Below are 16241 nucleotides of genomic sequence, written 5' to 3' on the forward strand. Positions count from 1 at the left end.
ACCGGAGCCTAGTCGGGCGCGGCGAGGTGCAGCCGGGAGAAGGCCAGCGTCTCGAGGAGGTCGCGCTCGCGCTCCTCGGGGTCGGCGGCCCGGCGGGTGTTGACCTCGGCCACGACGTGGCCGGCGAACCCGGTCGCGGCGAGGTGCTCGAGGAACGGCCCGCACGGCATGACGCCGTGACCCGGCACCAGGTGCTCGTCCTTGGCCGACCCGCTGCCGTCGGTCATGTGCACGTGGCGCAGCCGGTCACCGAGGCGCCGGGCCATGTCGACGGGGTCGGACTGGGCGGTCGCGGCGTGCGACAGGTCGATGGTCGTGTTGGCGTAGGTCTCCTCGGAGGGGTCCCACCCGGGCTGGTAGACGACCATGCCGCGCCGCGACGTGGCCCGCCACGGGTACATGTTCTCCACCGCGAACGCGAGCCCGGTGCGCCGCTCCAGCTCGGCCACCCCCTCGACGAACCCGGCGGCGTACTCGCGCTGCCAGCGGAAGGGCGGGTGCACCACCACGACGTCGGCCCCGAGCGCCCCGGCCATCTCGGCGCTGCGCTCGAGCTTGACCCACGGGTCGGTGCCCCAGACGCGCTGGGTGATGAGCAGCGTCGGCGCGTGGACGGCGCACACGCGCACGCCGTGGTGGTCGCGCAGCGACAGCAGCCGCTCGGTGTCCTGGCTGACCACGTCGATGCCGACCATCACCTCGACCGCGTCGTAGCCGAGCCGCTCGGCGTAGTCGAAGGCGTGCGCGGTCGGCTCGGGGTAGACCGACGCCGTCGAGAGCCCGAACAGCGGCCCCGTCACGACGGGCGGGCCGCGCTCAACGCGTCGAGCCGGTCGAGGATGACGCCCTCGCGCAGCGCCCAGGGGCAGATCTCGAGCTCGGCGAGGTCGAAGACGTCGAGCACCGCCTCGGCCACGAGCGCCCCCGCGAGCACCTGGTGGGCGCGGCCGGAGGAGACACCGGGCAGGTCGGCGACCTCGTCGCGGTCCATCGTCACGAGCTTGGGCACCCAGCCCGACAGCTCGGCCGCCGGCAGCACCCGTCGTACGAAGGGGCCCTCGGAGGAGGGCGCCGCCCCGCAGATGCGGGCCAGCGACCGGAAGGTCTTGGAGGTCGCGACGGCGTGGTCGGGCGCCCCGCCGCGCAGCACGGCACCGGCGTCGCGGGCGATCTCGGTGCGGAGCTCGGCCTTGAGGGTGCGCAGCCGCTTGTCGGAGGGGGCCCCGTCGGCGAAGTGGCGCCGGGCCAGCCGACCGGCGCCCAGCGGCACGCTCCAGGCGACCGCGGGCGCCTCGTCGTCACCCGCCGCGACCTCGAGCGACCCGCCGCCGATGTCGAAGACGGCCAGCCGCCCCGACGACCAGCCGAACCAGCGGCGCACGGCCAGGAAGGTCAGGCGCGCCTCGTCCTCGCCCGGCAGCACCTGGATCTCGACGCCGGTCGCGTCGAGCACGTGCTGGAGCACGGCGTCGCCGTTGACGGCCTCGCGGACGGCCGAGGTCGCGAAGGAGTAGACCTCCTCGCAGCCCTTGCCCTCGGCGAGCTCGAGCGCCCGGGCGACGAAGTCGGTGAGGGCGTCGACGCCGGCCGTGGTCACGGCGCCGTCGGCGTCGAGGTGCTCGGCGAGGCGCAGCGGCTCCTTGACCGAGGAGGCCGGGAGCGGGGCGGCGCCCCGGTAGGCGTCGACCACCAGCAGGTGCCCGGTGTTCGAGCCGATGTCCAGGACGCCCAGGCGCATGGCCCGAGGCTACCGGTCGCGCCGCACCACCTACCCTGGCCGACGTGCCCGAGGTCGACCTCGTCTTCCCCCGCGCCTGGCTCGAGCTCGCCGACCCCGCCGACCCCGACCAGGTCTTCCGCTGCGACCTGACCTGGCTGACGTCGGCCTGGACGTGCATCTTCGGCTCCGGGTGCCAGGGCATCTACGACACCGCTCCCGACGCCGGCTGCTGCACCCTCGGCGCCCACTTCTCCGACCGCGACGACGAGGAGCGGGTGGCCGCCTGGGTCGAGCGGCTCGGCCCAGAGCGCTGGCACCACCGCGACGCCGCGCTCGGCAAGCGCGGTCAGGTGCGCCGCCGCGGCTGGGTCGACACCGACGCCGACGGCGAGCGCAAGACCCGCGTCGTCGACGGCGCCTGCATCTTCCACAACCCCGCCGGCTCGGCCGCCGGCTACGGCTGCGCCCTGCACTCGCTGGCGCTCGACGAGGACGTGCACTTCGTCGAGACCAAGCCCGACGTGTGCTGGCAGCTGCCGCTGCGACGCACCTACCGCGACGTCGAGCGCCCCGACGGCACCACCTACCTCGAGACCACCATCGGCGAGTACGACCGGCGCGGCTGGGGCCCGGGCGGTCACGACCTCGACTGGTACTGCTCGGGCAACACCGAGGCCCACGTCGCCCCCGAGCCCCTCTACGTCACCAACGAACGCGAGCTCGTCGAGCTCATGGGCCGAGCGGCGTACGACGCCCTGGCCGGCGCCTGCGCCGAGCACCTGCGCTCGCGCTCCGCGCTGGCCATCCATCCCGCGTCGCGCCACACCGACTGAGCCGCCGCGGAGAACGATCGGTTTCAACCACCCGGGCCCGGTCGCACCCCGGTGACGTGACGGATACCCGACACGGGTCAGAATGCCTCATGCGTCTCGACCACCTCGTCTTCGCGGCCGGACCCGACGGGCTCACGGCGACCACCGAGCGCCTCGCCGCCGTGCTGGGCGAGGAGTTCCGCGCCGGGGGCATCCACCCCCGCTTCGGCACCCGCAACGCGATCATGCCGCTGCTCGACCAGGTCTACCTCGAGGTCGTCGAGGTGCTCGACCACCCCGCCTCCGACAAGGCACCCTTCGGGCAGGCCGTCCGTGCCCGCTCCGCGCTGGGCGGCGGCTGGATGGGCTGGGTCGTGGCGGTCGACGACATCTCCCCCCACGAGCAGCGCCTGGGCCGCGAGGCCGTCAACGGCAACCGTCACCGCCCCGACGGCGTCGAGCTGCGCTGGCGCCAGCTGGGCGTCAAGGGCCTGCAGGCCGACCCGCAGCTGCCGTTCTTCGTGCAGTGGGACAGCCCGAACGGCGACCACCCGAGCGCCGGCCCGTCCGGGTCGCTCGCGCTCGAGTGCCTCGAGATCGCCGGCGACCCGGCGCGCGTCTCGGAGTGGCTCGGCCAGTCGGTCGACCAGCCGCTCGGTGGCGTCAAGGTCGACTGGGTCGCCCCCCACGGCACGCCCGGCATCGTCGCGGCGCAGCTGCTGACCGCCAACGGTCCCGTCCGGCTCTGAGCGCCTCCTGAGCGACCTGGACCTCCCCGACGGGGCGCGCCCCAGCCCCAACATCTGGCACCACCCGGGCGTCTACGAGACCGAGAACAAGGCCGTCGACCGCGCCGGCCACCTGGCGGCCGTGATGCGCTCCCTCGGCGGCTGGACCGACCGCGACGTGCTCGACGTCGGCTGCGGCACCGGCTTCCACCTGCCCTTCTTCGCCGCCGAGGCGCGCTCGGTGGTCGGCGTCGAGCCGCACCCCGACCTCGTGCGCCTGGCGAGGCGGCGTACCCGTCGGCACCAGCGCGTCGAGGTGCTCCAGGGCACCGCCCAGTCCCTGCCCCTCGACGACGCGTCGGTCGACGTGGTGCACGCCAGGTGGGCCTACTTCTTCGGGCCCGGCTGCGAGCCCGGGCTCGCCGAGCTGGAGCGGGTGGTGCGACCGGGCGGCCGGGCGTTCGTCATCGACAACGACCCGTCCCGTTCCACCTTCGGGGCGTGGTTCCGACGCGGCTACCCCGAGGTCGACCAGGCCGGCATCGAGGCGTTCTGGCGGACGCAGGGGTGGGAGGAGCACCGGGTCGTCACCGCCTGGACCTTCGACACCCGCGACGACCTCGAGGCCGTCGTGCGCATCGAGCTGCCGACCGCCGTCGCCGAGGAGGTGCTCGCCGAGCACGACGGTCTCGAGGTCGACTACGCGGTCGTGGTGCGCAGCCGGGCCTGGTGAGCCGCGAACCCGGCACAGTCCGGGCAGCGGGTGAGCAGGTCGTGGCGGCAGTCGACGACGTGGCCGAGGAAGGCCTCGACGGCCACGAGCGCCTCGCGCTGCTCGCGGACCGCGGCCAGCCGGTGCTCGATCACCTCCGCGCGACCCGGGGCGCTGCGGTGCAGCACCTGGCGCACCTCCGCCAGGGTCATCCCGACCGCCTGGCAGGCGCGCAGCACCCGCAGCCGGTGGAGGTGCTCCTCGGTGTAGTCGCGCTGGCCGCCGGCCGTGCGGTCCGGGACGACGGCACCCACGTCCTCCCAGTGGCGCAGCACGTGCACGGCGACCCCGAGCCGGTCGGCGACCTCCCCGATCCTCACCGCGCCCATGCTGCCACCTTGACCTCAGGTCGACCTGAGGTCCTAGCGTCCACGCCATGAGCGAAGTCCTCGTCCTTCCGCCTCCTGTGGTCGTCGGGTGCGACGGCGTCGACGTGGCGACGTGGGAGGTCGGTCCGCCCGGAGACCGACCGGCCGTCGACGTGGTGCTCTGCCACGGCACCCCGTGGTCGGCCGCCACGTGGTCACCCGTCGCCCGGCGGTTGGCGGTCCGCCACCGGGTGCGGCTGTGGGACATGCCCGGGTACGGCGCCTCGCCGTCGCACCCCGACCTCGACCTGGCGAGCCAGGCGGCGCGGTTCGCCCGGCTGCTCGAGCAGTGGGACGGCCCGCCGCCCCACGTGGTGGCGCACGACGTCGGTGCGGCCGTGGCGCTGGGGGCGCACCTGCTCCACGGCCGCGACCTGGCCAGCCTGTTCCTGTGGGACGCGGTCGTCCTCGACCCCTGGGGCTCGCCGTTCTTCGCCCACGCCGCCGAGCACGGCGACGTGCTCGCGGCGCTGCCCGCCCCGCTGCACCGGGCGCTGGTCCGCGAGTACGTCAGCGGTGCGGCCGTCGCCCCGCTGCCGGCCGACCGGGTCGACGAGCTCGTCGCCCCGTGGCTCGGCCACCATGGCGCCCAGCGTTTCTACCGGCAGGTCGCCTCGCTCTCGCCCGCGCACACCCGGCCGCTCGTGCCGCTGCTCCCCGACGTCCGCTGCCCGGTGCGGGTGGGCTGGGGTGCACAGGACCCCTGGCTGCCGGTGGAGCAGGCGGCACGACTGCGCGAGGCGCTCCCCGACGGCACCGAGGTCGAGGTCGTGGCAGCCGCCGGCCACCTGGCGATGGTGGAGCGGCCCGACGAGGTGGCGGCCGCCGTCGAGCGCTGGCTCACCCGCACGCAGGACCGCGCGAGCGGTGGCTAGGGCGTCTGGTCGCGACGGCTGGAGCGGCGCACGACGAGCGACGGCTCGAGCATGAGGCCCGGCTCCTCCACCGGCTTGTGCGCCAGCACCCGCACCAGCAGGTCGACCAGCTCGCGCGCGACCTGCTCGAGCGGCTGGCGCACCGAGGTCAGGCCCGGCCACGTCACCTGGGCGGCGGCCGAGTCGTCGAAGCCCACCACGCCCACGTCGGTGCCGGGCCGCAGCCCCCGCTCGGCCAGGGCGTGGAGCACGCCGATGCCGAGGGTGTCGCTGGCGCACACGAAGCCCGTGACCGCGGGATCCTCCAGCGCACGGTGCGCGGCCATGCGGGCGGCGTCGACGTTGTCGGTCGTGCGGATCGTCAGGCCGTCGGTGTCGTGGCCGGCCGCCCGCATCGCCTCCTGCCAGCCGGAGCGTCGGTCCTGGCTGATGCGCGACGAGCGCTCCCAGCCCATCCAGGCGACCCGGCGGTGGTCCTGCTCGATCAGGTGCTCGGTCGCCAGCCGGGCACCCGCGGCGCCGTCGACGTCGACCCACGCGTGGTCGGCCCGCGGGTCGTCCCACGGCCGCCCGAAGGCGACGAACGGCGCGTCGCGCTCCTGCAGGAACCCCGCCTGCGGCGTGCCGGCGTAGGTGTCGGTGACGACGAAGGCGTCGACCGCGGTCGAGCGCAGCAGGTCGTCGTAGCCGTCGAGCGGGTCGGCCGGGTCGCCCGAGAACAGCAGCACGTGGTGGCCGGTCGCCGAGGCCGCCTCGACCACGCTGTGCAGGAAGCGGTCCATCAGCGCGTTGCTGGTGCCCTCCTGCGCGGGCTCGAAGCGCAGCCCCACCAGGTGGGACGAGCGGGTGCGCAGCTGTCGGGCGGCGCGGTTGGGCGAGTAGCCGAGCCGGTCGATGACCGCCTGGACCCGCACCAGCGTCTCGGGCCGGAGCAGCTCGGGGTTGTTCAGCGCGTTGGACACCGTCTGCCGCGACACCCCCGCCTCGTCGGCGACGGTCGCGAGCGTGGGCGGGCCCTCGGGCACGGCGCGACGCGGCTCGCCGCCGCGCGCGCGGCGACCCAGCGGCGTACGACCACTGATGCTGGACATGGGCGACCTCGTCGGACTGGAACGATCCAAACCATAGGCCATCTGCTCCCCGCCGCCTGTCGCTCAGGGGTCTTGTCGGTGCTCGCGCCTACGTTTCCCCCATGGCTCCCAGCGCTCGTCCCGGCACCCGGTCAGGCTCCCGATCGACCTACCAGTGCGCCGAGTGCGGCTGGCAGACCGCCAAGTGGGTCGGGCGCTGCGGCGAGTGCCAGGCGTGGGGCAGCGTCGTCGAGCAGGGCGCGCCGCGCAGCCGCGTGCAGGCGGGTCCGGTGACCAGCCCGGCCCGGCCGATCGGCGAGGTGCCGGTGGAGGACACCCGCTCGCGCACGAGCGGCGTCGAGGAGCTCGACCGCGTGCTCGGCGGCGGCCTGGTCCCCGGCGCCGCGGTCCTGCTCGCGGGCGAGCCCGGCGTCGGCAAGTCGACGCTGCTGCTCGAGGTGGCTGCGCAGACGGCGCGCCGGGGGCAACGCGTCCTCTACGTCAGCGGCGAGGAGTCCGCCGCGCAGGTGCGGCTGCGCGCCGACCGCACGGGCGGCATCCACGACGAGCTCTACCTCGCCGCCGAGACCGACCTCGCCGCCGTGCTCGGTCACGTGGAGCAGGTGCGGCCCACCCTGGTCGTCGTCGACTCCGTGCAGACCATCGGCGCCGCCGACGTCGAGGGGGTCCCCGGCGGCGTCACCCAGGTCAAGGAGGTGGCGAGCGCGCTGGTGCGCATGGCCAAGCTCCACGCCACCACCGTGGTCATGGTCGGCCACGTCACCAAGGACGGCGGCATCGCCGGGCCCCGCGTGCTCGAGCACCTCGTCGACGTGGTGCTGCACTTCGAGGGCGAGCGCACCTCGCGGCTGCGGCTGGTCCGCGCCGTCAAGAACCGCTTCGGTCCCGTCGACGAGATCGGCTGCTTCGACCTCTCGGCCGGCGGCATCGTGCCGATCACCGACCCGACCGGCCTGTTCCTCGACGACCGCACCAGCCCTGTCCCGGGCAGCTGCGTGACCGTCAGCATGGAGGGCCGTCGCGCGATGCTCGGCGAGGTGCAGGCGCTGGTGACCGCGAGCGCGGCCGAGCGGCCCCGGCGCGCGACCTCCGGCGTCGACGGGTCACGGCTCGCGATGATCCTCGCCGTGCTGCAGCAGCGGTGCGGCGTACGCCTGCACGCGCACGACGTCTTCGTCTCCAGCGTCGGCGGGGCCCGCCTGACCGACCCCGGCAACGACCTCGCCATCGCGCTCGCGGTGGTCTCGGCGTGGTGGGACCGCCCGCTGTCCCGGCAGGCCGTGGCGGTCGGCGAGGTCGGGCTCTCGGGCGAGGTGCGCCGGGTGCGCGACCTCGGTGCCCGGCTCGGTGAGGCGTCGCGCATGGGCTTCCGCTCCGCCCTGGTGCCGGTCGAGCGCAGCACCGAGCGCCGGGCCGAGGGCGCCAGCATGGTCGTCGACGGGCTGCGGGTGCTCGAGGTCGGTGACCTGCGCGCGGCACTGTCGGCGCTCAAGGTCGACCAGGGCACGCCGCTCGCCGGCCTCGAGGCGCCGGCCGGGCGCTGACCTGCCACTAGGCTGGGGCCCGTGGCCTCCCCCGACCGAGCCGACGACGCCGCGCGGCTGCGCACGACTCTCGCGCGCATCGCGCCGGGCACCACCCTGCGCGACGGCCTCGAGCGGATCCTGCGCGGCCGCACCGGCGCGCTGATCGTGCTCGGCCTCGACAAGGAGGTCGAGAACCTCCTGACGGGCGGCTTCACCCTCGACGTGCCCTTCTCCCCCACGGCGCTGCGCGAGCTGGCCAAGATGGACGGCGCGATCGTGCTCGACGGCGGCATCACCCGCATCCACCGCGCCAACGTGCACCTGATGCCCGACCACACCATCCCCAGCGAGGAGACCGGCACCCGCCACCGCACCGCCGACCGGGTCGCCAAGCAGACCGGCGCCCCCGTGATCTCGGTGTCGCAGTCGATGCAGATCATCGCGATCTACGTCGGCGCGATCCGCTACACCCTGGAGGACTCCGGGTCGATCCTGGCTCGCGCCAACCAGGCGCTCGCGACGCTGGAGCGCTACAAGGTGCGCCTCGACGAGGTCTCCAGCACGCTGTCGGCGCTGGAGATCGAGGACCTCGTCACCGTCCGCGATGTCGCGGTCGTCGCGCAGCGCCTCGAGATGGTCAGCCGCATCGCCCGCGAGATCGACGACTACGTCAACGAGCTCGGCACCGACGGCCGGCTGCTGTCGCTGCAGCTCGAGGAGCTCGTCACCGGCGTCGACGCCGACCGTGCGCTCGTCGTCCGCGACTACCAGGCCGGCGGCCGGCGCTCCGCAGAGGTGGGCACCGTGCTCGCCGACCTCGAGGCGCTCTCGCCTGCCGACCTCGTCGACATCGGCCAGGTCGCCCGGGCGCTGGGGCTCGGTCAGGGCGAGCACCTCGACGGCGCTGTCGCCCCGCGCGGCTTCCGGCTGCTGGCCAAGGTGCCGCGGCTCCCGGCCACGGTCGTCGACCGGCTCGTCGACCACTTCGGCAGCCTGCAGAAGCTGCTGTCGGCCACCGTCGAGGACCTGCAGGCCGTCGACGGCGTCGGCGAGCTGCGCGCCCGCAGCGTCCGCGAGGGCCTGTCCCGGCTCGCCGAGTCGAGCATCCTCGAGCGCTACGTCTGAGCTCGTGGCGCGCGAGGCACGAGCGCACCACGAACGCGAAGAGGTCGAGCGAGCGCGCGACCGAGGCACGAGGTCGCGACCGCGGGTCGAGACCCGGTGAGGCGGCCGCCGAGGTCTCGACAGGCTCGACCAGCGAGAGCGACAGGCTCGACCCGCGAGATCGACAGGCTCGACCGGCGAGGCGCTCAGCCCTGCGGCGAGGGGGACTCGGAAGGCTCGGCGGTCGACTTCTTGGTGGGGGTCGCGGTGGGAGACGGGGTCTCGGTGACGTACTGGACGCCGGGCGGCAGCAGCTCGAAACGGGTCTCGCCGGGCAGCGAGCCCGGCACGGAGGCGAGGGCGTCGTAGAAGCCGGGCATGGCCCAGCGGGAGTAGACGTCGCAACCGCGGTCGGAGGCGCGGGCGTTCCACCGGACGGCGACCGTGGTCGGCTCGCCGCTGCGCACGACGACGGTCTGCTCCGGCACGACGTCCTCGCAGTCGGCGGAGAGCCAGAAGTCGCGGCCCTTGTCGTCGACGACCTTCACCACGAGCGTGTCGGGGGTGACCTCGAAGGTGCAGGCGGGCTGGGTGCCGGTCAGCTCGACGCCGATCTTGACGCGGCTGCCGGCCTCTGGCTCGTCGAGCACCGGGACCGCCGAGATGTCCTGCACGGCGCAGGGGCCGTTGGGCTCGGCAGGCGCGGCGCCCCTGACCTTGCGCGGCTTGACCGGCACCGCGCGCAGCGGGCCGTAGGTGCGCTGGTCGACCTGGGGCACGGCCTGGGCGGCGGCCGGGGCGGCCTGCTCGGCCGGCTCGTCGCTGCCGGTGCCACCGACGAGCCGGGCCACCCCCAGCACCACGCCGGCGACGACGAGCAGCACGAGAGCGCGCCTGACCCAGTACACGCGACGGGGCAGCCGGCCCCGAGGTCGACGTACGGCACCCATGTGGCCCCACGCTAGTGGCCGACCCGGCCCTGCCCCGGGAGCAACGCCGGGGCATCATCGGGCGCGATGAACGACGCCGCCAGCACGCTGCACGCGCCCGTCCTGCAGTGGTACGCCGACCACGCCCGCGAGCTGCCGTGGCGCGGGCCGGGCGCGACCCCGTGGCGGGTCGTGGTCAGCGAGCTGATGCTGCAGCAGACCCCCGTCGCCCGGGTGCTGCCGGTCTTCGAGGCCTGGCTCGAGCGGTGGCCGACCCCCGCCGACCTCGCGGCCGCCCCCAGCGGGGAGGCGGTCCGGGAGTGGGGCCGACTCGGCTACCCCCGCCGCGCGCTGCGGCTGCACGCCGCGGCCACCGCCATCGTGCAGCGGCACGGGGGCGAGGTGCCGGCGACCTACGACGAGCTGATCGCGCTGCCCGGGGTCGGTGACTACACCGCGAGCGCGGTCGCCTCGTTCGCCTTCGGCGCGCGGCACGCCGTGCTCGACACCAACGTGCGCCGGGTCCTCGCCCGCGCCGTGGGGGGCGAGGAGCAGCCGGGGACGTCGGTGACGCGGGCCGAGCGCGACCGCGCCGAGGCGCTGCTCCCCGACGAGGACGACGCGCCGACCTGGGCGGTCGCGGTGATGGAGCTCGGCGCCCTGGTCTGCACGGCCCGCGCGCCGAGGTGCGCCGACTGCCCGGTCGTCGACGCGTGCGCGTGGGTGGCGGCGGGCAAGCCGGCGTACGACGGCCCGCCCCGCCGCGGCCAGGCCTGGGCCGGCACCGACCGCCAGGTGCGGGGCCGGCTGATGGCGGTGCTGCGCGAGGCCGAGGGCTCGGTGTCGGCCGAGCGGCTGGCGCGGGCCTGGCACGAGCCCGTGCAGCGCGAGCGAGCGCTGGCCGGGCTGCTCGACGACGGGCTCGTGGTGCGCCACGGCGAGCGCTTCGCCCTGCCCGGGATCACGTCGTGAGCGCCCCGACGTCCGCCCTCGTCGTGCACTACGGCTCGGCGCCCGGGTCGCCGCTGTGGCAGCTGGCGGAGTCGGTCCAGCGCGAGGTGGTCGATGCGCTCGGGACGGTCTTCGAGCCGCGCGACCCCGCTACGGTGCACTCGACGGTGCTCGGCCTCGACGACACCCCGGCCGACGCCCACGCCCGGCTCGGGCGGCTGGTGCGCGACCACCTCGCCGACGACCCGCTGGTGCTGCAGGCGGGTGGCTGGCCCGACGCCGACCTGCCGGTGAGCAGCCGCGACCGGCGGCTGCACGAGCGGACCCTGAGCCGCTTCGGGCGGACCGTGGTGCTGCTGGCCTGGCCGGTCGACGACGACGGCTCACCCACCACCCGCCTCGACCGGCTGCGCCGCGAGCTGGTCGCGGCCGGGGGCCGGCACCGCTACCCGCTCGACGCCGAGCACGCCGACCCCGACGCCCACCTCGTCCTCGGCACGCTGCGCACCGAGGCCGACCTCGACCGGGTCGACCACGACCTCAGCCGGGCCCGCGTCGAGCTGGCCCGCAGCCCGCGGCAGCTCGCGGTGGGTCCCGACGACCTGGTCCGGGTGACGTACGACGACCCCAGCCTGCCGCCGGCGCGCACCACCGTCGACCGCCCCTGGCGCTGAGCCAGGGTCGCCGCGCAGACGCGACGAGGGGCCACGCCGCTGGCGCGGCGTGGCTCCTCGTGGGTGGTGCGGGACTACTCGGTCGGGGCGTCGCCCTTGGGCACGTCGACCGGGCCGTCGGAGTCGTCGGGACCGCCGACGGGCTCGAGCGGCGGGGAGTCGGGCAGCTCGCCCTTGCTGGTGCCGGAGAAGGTGAAGCTCGCGCCCTGACCCTCGCCCTCCACGTCGACCAGGACGATCTGGCCCGGGCCGACCTCGCCGAAGAGCATCTTCTCGGCCAGGACGTCCTCGATCTCGCGCTGCACCGTGCGGCGCAGCGGCCGCGCGCCGAGCACCGGGTCGAAGCCCCGCTTGGCGAGCAGGTCCTTGGCGTTCTGGGTGAGCTCCAGCGACATGTCGCGGTCGCGGAGCCGGAGCTCCACGGAGGCGATCATGTTGTCGACCATCGAGATGATCTGCTCCTGCGTCAGCGGCGGGAACACGATGATCTCGTCGACGCGGTTGAGGAACTCGGGCCGGAAGTGCTGCTTGAGCTCCTCCGAGACCTTGGTCTTCATCCGCTCGTAGGTGCCGAGGGCGTCGTTGGCGTTGCCGAAGCCCAGCGAGACGCCCTTGGAGATGTCTCGCGTGCCGAGGTTGGTCGTCATGATGATGACGGTGTTCTTGAAGTCCACGACCCGGCCCTGGGAGTCGGTCAGGCGACCTTCCTCCAGGATCTGCAGCAGGCTGTTGAAGATGTCGGGGTGGGCCTTCTCGACCTCGTCGAACAGCACGACCGAGAACGGCTTGCGCCGCACCTTCTCGGTGAGCTGGCCACCCTCCTCGTAGCCGACGTAGCCGGGGGGCGAGCCGAAGAGCCGCGAGACGGTGTGCTTCTCGCTGAACTCCGACATGTCGAGCTGGATCAGGGCGTCCTCGTCGCCGAAGAGGAACTCGGCGAGCGTCTTGGACAGCCAGGTCTTCCCGACGCCCGAGGGGCCGGCGAAGATGAACGAGCCGCCGGGACGCTTGGGGTCCTTCAGGCCGGCACGCGTGCGCCGGATGGCGCGGCTGAGGGCCTTGACGGCCTCCTCCTGGCCGATGACCCGCTTGTGCAGCTCGTCCTCCATCTTGAGCAGTCGCGAGGACTCCTCCTCGGAGAGCTTGACGATCGGGATGCCGGTCGCCACGGCGAGCACCTCGGCGATCAGCTCCTCGTCGACCTCGGCCACGACGTCCATGTCGCCGGCGCGCCACTGCTTCTCGCGCTCGCCCTTGGCCAGGATCAGCTGCTTCTCCTCGTCGCGCAGACGGGCGGCGGCCTCGAAGTCCTGGCCGTCGATCGCGCCCTCCTTGCGCTTGCGGACGTCGCTGATCTTGTCGTCGAACTCGCGCAGGTCCGGCGGCGCGGTCATGCGGCGGATCCGCAGCCGCGAGCCGGCCTCGTCGATGAGGTCGATCGCCTTGTCCGGCAGGAACCGGTCGGAGATGTAGCGGTCGGCCAGCGTCGCCGCCGAGACCAGCGCGTCGTCGGTGATGGTGACCCGGTGGTGCGCCTCGTAGCGGTCGCGCAGGCCCTTGAGCATCTCGATGGTGTGCGCGATCGACGGCTCGTTGACCTGGATCGGCTGGAAGCGGCGCTCGAGCGCGGCGTCCTTCTCCAGGTGCTTGCGGTACTCGTCGAGCGTGGTGGCGCCGATGGTCTGGAGCTCGCCGCGGGCCAGCATCGGCTTGAGGATGCTGGCGGCGTCGATGGCGCCCTCGGCCGCGCCGGCGCCGACGAGGGTGTGGATCTCGTCGATGAACAGCACGATGTCGCCGCGGGTGCGGATCTCCTTGAGGACCTTCTTCAGCCGCTCCTCGAAGTCACCGCGGTAGCGGGAGCCGGCGACGAGCGCGCCGAGGTCGAGGGTGTAGATCTGCTTGTCCTTGAGCGTCTCCGGCACGTCGCCCTTGACGATGTCCTGGGCCAGACCCTCGACGATGGTGGTCTTGCCGACGCCGGGCTCACCGATGAGCACCGGGTTGTTCTTCGTGCGGCGGGAGAGGATCTGCATGACCCGCTCGATCTCCTGCGCGCGACCGATGACCGGGTCGAGCTTGCCCTCCTTGGCCGCCTGGGTCAGGTTGCGGCCGAACTGGTCGAGCACGAGCGAGCTCGACGGCGTCGCCTCGGGGGCGGTGCCGGCGGTCTGCTGCTCCTTGCCCTGGTAGCCCGACAGCAGCTGGATGACCTGCTGGCGCACGCGGTTGAGGTCGGCGCCGAGCTTGTGCAGCACCTGGGCCGCGACGCCCTCGCCCTCGCGGATGAGGCCGAGCAGGATGTGCTCGGTGCCGATGTAGTTGTGGCCGAGCTGCAGCGCCTCGCGCAGCGACAGCTCGAGCACCTTCTTGGCCCGGGGGGTGAAGGGGATGTGCCCGGACGGGGCCTGCTGGCCCTGGCCGATGATCTCCTCGACCTGCGCACGCACGGCCTCGAGCGAGACGCCCAGGCTCTCGAGCGCCTTGGCGGCGATGCCGTCACCCTCGTGGATCAGGCCCAGGAGGATGTGCTCGGTGCCGATGTAGTTGTGCGAGAGCATGCGGGCCTCTTCCTGGGCCAGCACCACCACGCGACGGGCTCGGTCGGTGAACCGCTCGAACATGGGTTCCTCCTCGGGGAAAGTTCTTCGGGCCGCACACCTCCGCGTCCCTGCGGGGGCCACAACCTGATCGCAACCCTACGTGTTCCGGCCAGTCGTTCAGTCTGCTGTGGGCGAACGCGGACCGCGTCGGTGACCGGGACCATCCGAACGGGCCGTGCGACTCACCCGTCCGTCCCCCCTGTGCCCACCTGGGGCGCGCCGAACTGGGTGCGGACGCCCGGCGACCAGAGCACCGAGTCGGGCGCCCGGTCGGCCACCCCGTCGAACCCGGCCGCGGCCAGCAGGCCGTCCTGGCAGTGCAGCAGCTCGGCGTGGTGCAGCGGCCAGCGCGGGTGGGTGTTGGGCACCCACAGCGGCCGGCGCCCGAGCCGGTGGTGCATGCCGAACCGCGCGGTCAGGAACACGCTGAGCGGGTCGTCGGCCGGCTCGTCGAGGGGCCGCACGGCGAAGTCGGTGCGCGTCCCGCGGGCCGGGGGCTGTCGACGTCGGCTGGTGTAGCGGATCCGGCCGGTCGCCTCGGCCCGGCGCTCCATCCGGATCCTGGCCCACCGGTAGCGCACCCCGACGGGGTCGGTCACCGCGGCCAGGCTGAGCCGCTCGGTCTCCAGGCTCGCGAAGACCACGCCGTGGCGGCCCTCCTCGTCGACGGAGTAGAGCCGCACGTTGATCTCGGCGAAGTCACCCAGGTACGGGATGGGGAGCCCGTAGCCGAACCCCGCGCGGCGCATCTCGAAGCCGATCAGGCCCACCCACGTGCTCCCGTCGTGCACGTCCGGGCGGGCTCCCGGCGGCATCCACGGCCTGGCCGCGGCCGGGTCGAGCCGCCAGTGCAGGAAGACGAGGTCGGCCCACACCTGGTCCATGACCGCGCGGCCGGGCAGGGGCGGGCCGTCGGGCCGGATCTCGGTCGTCACGACCCTGGGTGCCCCGCGCAGCCGGCCGCGACTCAGCCCCCGGGTGTGACGACAGCCGCCCGACGCGCGTCAGCGCACGTCGTCGGGGCTGGTGGGGCGCGCGAGCTCGAAGACCTCGGGTGGTCGGCCCCACTCCTCCTTGCCGAGCCGGGAGACCGGGCGCAGCAGCGACATCTCGGGGTGGCCGTCGACCAGCACGTCGTCGTCGACGGTGATCGCGGTGACGTCGCCGAGGACGACGTAGGCCTTCTCGACGGTCACCACCTGGCGCAGCCGGCACTCGATCGACGCCGGTGACGCGACCACCCGCTCGGGGGCGACGGTGCGCGAGGGCTCCATCTCGATCCCGAGCGCGGCCGCCTCGTCGTCACCGTGCTCGAAAGGCGCACTGGAATCATTCACGAGGTCGAGCAGGGATTCGCTGGAGAAATTCACGACGAACTCCCCGGTGGCCTCGATGTTGCGCACCGTGTCCTTGTGACCGAGCGAGCTGAAGAGCACGACGGGAGGACGTCCGGACGCGACGGTGAAGAAGGAGTGCGGCGCGAGATTTCGCCGACCCGCGGAATCCACGGTGGAGACCCACGCGATGGCGCGCGGCACCACCAGTGCGGTCAACAGCTTGTAGGCGTTGACCTCGGCATCGTCGGGGTCGAAGAACGTGCGGGAGGGCATCCGTCGCGCGTCAGTGCGCGGCGGCGTACGCGTCGCGGACCTCCTGCGAGACGCGACCGCGCTCGGGGACGTCGTGACCGTTCTCGCGGGCCCAGGCGCGGATCTCCGCGGGGGCGGGACCACCGGCGGACGCGCCCGAGCCGGCCGCCTTGCCGCCGCGCTTCGACCGGCCGCGACCACCGCTCGTCGGCCGGGCGTGGGCGACCCAGGGGGCCAGCGCCTCGCGCAGCTTGGTGGCGTTGTCGTCGGACAGGTCGATCACGTAGTCCTTGCCGTCGAGCCCGAAGCTGACGGTCTCGGTCGCCTCGCTCTCGTCGAGGTCGTCGACCAGCACGATGTGGACCTTCTGCGCCATGGTTCTCTGCCTGTCTCGTCGGTGCACGGATAATCGTTTATCCGAGGCGACGCTAACAGACCACATGGCGAGAGCGATATCAGACGTGCACGATTCACGAATTCCGCGGAAATCGAAGTACGT

The 16241-nt window shown here is 73.8% G+C and carries 17 protein-coding genes; 8 read left to right on the plus strand and 9 right to left on the minus strand.

The window, feature by feature from the left end; all coding sequences use genetic code 11:
* Positions 1-8: 8 nt before the first annotated feature.
* Positions 9-800 carry a sugar phosphate isomerase/epimerase family protein gene (locus ACYU8I_RS02615; RefSeq protein ID WP_460837120.1) on the minus strand — a complete coding sequence of 264 codons (792 nt, stop codon included), beginning with the start codon at positions 798-800 and terminating at the stop codon, positions 9-11.
* Positions 797-1738: a Ppx/GppA phosphatase family protein gene (locus ACYU8I_RS02620; protein WP_460837122.1), complete on the minus strand. Its 942-nt coding sequence runs from the start codon at positions 1736-1738 to the stop codon at positions 797-799. Before ACYU8I_RS02620 ends, ACYU8I_RS02615 begins: the two co-directional genes overlap by 4 nt.
* 44 nt (positions 1739-1782) lie before the next feature.
* Between ACYU8I_RS02620 and ACYU8I_RS02625 the strand changes: the two genes are divergently transcribed.
* From ACYU8I_RS02625 to ACYU8I_RS02635, 3 genes are all read left to right on the plus strand, one after another.
* The gene (locus tag ACYU8I_RS02625; protein WP_460837124.1) at positions 1783-2553 is read left to right on the plus strand and encodes a hypothetical protein; all 771 of its coding nucleotides are present in this window, start codon (positions 1783-1785) and stop codon (positions 2551-2553) included.
* An 89-nt stretch (positions 2554-2642) separates the two neighbouring features.
* On the plus strand, positions 2643-3281 hold the full coding sequence (locus ACYU8I_RS02630; RefSeq protein WP_460837126.1) for a VOC family protein: 639 nt from the start codon (positions 2643-2645) through the stop codon (positions 3279-3281).
* Between the two features lie 124 nt (positions 3282-3405).
* Positions 3406-3993, plus strand: coding sequence for a class I SAM-dependent methyltransferase (locus ACYU8I_RS02635; protein WP_460837232.1), 588 nt, complete (start codon positions 3406-3408; stop codon positions 3991-3993).
* On the opposite strand, the gene ACYU8I_RS02640 is transcribed toward ACYU8I_RS02635, so the two are convergent.
* On the minus strand, positions 3960-4352 hold the full coding sequence (locus tag ACYU8I_RS02640) for a MerR family transcriptional regulator (RefSeq protein ID WP_460837127.1): 393 nt from the start codon (positions 4350-4352) through the stop codon (positions 3960-3962). The genes ACYU8I_RS02635 and ACYU8I_RS02640 overlap by 34 nt on opposite strands.
* A 56-nt stretch (positions 4353-4408) precedes the next feature.
* On the opposite strand from ACYU8I_RS02640, the gene ACYU8I_RS02645 reads away from it, so the two are divergent.
* A complete protein-coding gene (locus ACYU8I_RS02645; protein WP_460837129.1) occupies positions 4409-5275 on the plus strand; it encodes an alpha/beta fold hydrolase in 867 nt (288 codons plus the stop codon).
* Here the strand turns inward: ACYU8I_RS02645 and ACYU8I_RS02650 are convergent.
* Positions 5272-6366, minus strand: coding sequence for a LacI family DNA-binding transcriptional regulator (locus tag ACYU8I_RS02650; RefSeq protein WP_460837132.1), 1095 nt, complete (start codon positions 6364-6366; stop codon positions 5272-5274). The two genes, ACYU8I_RS02645 and ACYU8I_RS02650, sit on opposite strands and share 4 nt — an antisense overlap.
* Positions 6367-6467: 101 nt before the next feature.
* Between ACYU8I_RS02650 and radA the strand changes: the two genes are divergently transcribed.
* A complete protein-coding gene (gene radA, locus ACYU8I_RS02655; protein ID WP_460837135.1) occupies positions 6468-7910 on the plus strand; it encodes a DNA repair protein RadA in 1443 nt (480 codons plus the stop codon).
* 21 nt (positions 7911-7931) lie between these two features.
* Positions 7932-9017 carry a DNA integrity scanning diadenylate cyclase DisA gene (gene disA / locus ACYU8I_RS02660; RefSeq protein ID WP_460837137.1) on the plus strand — a complete coding sequence of 362 codons (1086 nt, stop codon included), beginning with the start codon at positions 7932-7934 and terminating at the stop codon, positions 9015-9017.
* 185 nt (positions 9018-9202) lie between these two features.
* Here the strand turns inward: disA and ACYU8I_RS02665 are convergent, their stop codons facing one another.
* Positions 9203-9946: a hypothetical protein gene (locus ACYU8I_RS02665; RefSeq protein WP_460837139.1), complete on the minus strand. Its 744-nt coding sequence runs from the start codon at positions 9944-9946 to the stop codon at positions 9203-9205.
* 66 nt (positions 9947-10012) lie between these two features.
* On the opposite strand from ACYU8I_RS02665, the gene ACYU8I_RS02670 reads away from it, so the two are divergent.
* Together ACYU8I_RS02670 and ACYU8I_RS02675 are read left to right on the plus strand one after the other, a co-directional pair.
* Positions 10013-10897, plus strand: coding sequence for an HhH-GPD family protein (locus ACYU8I_RS02670; protein ID WP_460837142.1), 885 nt, complete (start codon positions 10013-10015; stop codon positions 10895-10897).
* Positions 10894-11550, plus strand: coding sequence for a hypothetical protein (locus tag ACYU8I_RS02675; RefSeq protein WP_460837146.1), 657 nt, complete (start codon positions 10894-10896; stop codon positions 11548-11550). Before ACYU8I_RS02670 ends, ACYU8I_RS02675 begins: the two co-directional genes overlap by 4 nt.
* Before the next feature lie 74 nt (positions 11551-11624).
* On the opposite strand, the gene ACYU8I_RS02680 is transcribed toward ACYU8I_RS02675, so the two are convergent.
* From ACYU8I_RS02680 to ACYU8I_RS02695, 4 genes are all read right to left on the minus strand, one after another.
* Positions 11625-14174, minus strand: a complete 2550-nt coding sequence (locus ACYU8I_RS02680) for an ATP-dependent Clp protease ATP-binding subunit (protein WP_460837149.1) — start codon at positions 14172-14174, stop codon at positions 11625-11627.
* A gap of 161 nt (positions 14175-14335) precedes the next feature.
* Complete coding sequence (locus ACYU8I_RS02685; RefSeq protein ID WP_460837152.1) at positions 14336-15088, minus strand: YqjF family protein; 753 nt, start codon at positions 15086-15088, stop codon at positions 14336-14338.
* Positions 15089-15157: 69 nt separating this feature from the next.
* Positions 15158-15763: a flavin reductase family protein gene (locus tag ACYU8I_RS02690; RefSeq protein WP_460837156.1), complete on the minus strand. Its 606-nt coding sequence runs from the start codon at positions 15761-15763 to the stop codon at positions 15158-15160.
* Positions 15764-15773: 10 nt separating this feature from the next.
* Positions 15774-16118: a histone-like nucleoid-structuring protein Lsr2 gene (locus ACYU8I_RS02695; RefSeq protein ID WP_460837157.1), complete on the minus strand. Its 345-nt coding sequence runs from the start codon at positions 16116-16118 to the stop codon at positions 15774-15776.
* Positions 16119-16241: the final 123 nt, after the last annotated feature.

Source organism: Nocardioides marmoraquaticus (assembly GCF_054777915.1).

Coding starts and splice junctions, on each gene's coding strand:
- ACYU8I_RS02620 (WP_460837122.1), bottom strand. CDS start 1,738: ATGCGCCTGGGCGTCCTGGACATCGGCTCGAACACCGGGCACCTGCTG.
- ACYU8I_RS02630 (WP_460837126.1), top strand. CDS start 2,643: ATGCGTCTCGACCACCTCGTCTTCGCGGCCGGACCCGACGGGCTCACG.
- ACYU8I_RS02635 (WP_460837232.1), top strand. CDS start 3,406: ATGCGCTCCCTCGGCGGCTGGACCGACCGCGACGTGCTCGACGTCGGC.
- ACYU8I_RS02645 (WP_460837129.1), top strand. CDS start 4,409: ATGAGCGAAGTCCTCGTCCTTCCGCCTCCTGTGGTCGTCGGGTGCGAC.
- ACYU8I_RS02650 (WP_460837132.1), bottom strand. CDS start 6,366: ATGTCCAGCATCAGTGGTCGTACGCCGCTGGGTCGCCGCGCGCGCGGC.
- radA (WP_460837135.1), top strand. CDS start 6,468: ATGGCTCCCAGCGCTCGTCCCGGCACCCGGTCAGGCTCCCGATCGACC.
- ACYU8I_RS02665 (WP_460837139.1), bottom strand. CDS start 9,946: ATGGGTGCCGTACGTCGACCTCGGGGCCGGCTGCCCCGTCGCGTGTAC.
- ACYU8I_RS02670 (WP_460837142.1), top strand. CDS start 10,013: ATGAACGACGCCGCCAGCACGCTGCACGCGCCCGTCCTGCAGTGGTAC.
- ACYU8I_RS02680 (WP_460837149.1), bottom strand. CDS start 14,174: ATGTTCGAGCGGTTCACCGACCGAGCCCGTCGCGTGGTGGTGCTGGCC.
- ACYU8I_RS02690 (WP_460837156.1), bottom strand. CDS start 15,763: ATGCCCTCCCGCACGTTCTTCGACCCCGACGATGCCGAGGTCAACGCC.
- ACYU8I_RS02695 (WP_460837157.1), bottom strand. CDS start 16,118: ATGGCGCAGAAGGTCCACATCGTGCTGGTCGACGACCTCGACGAGAGC.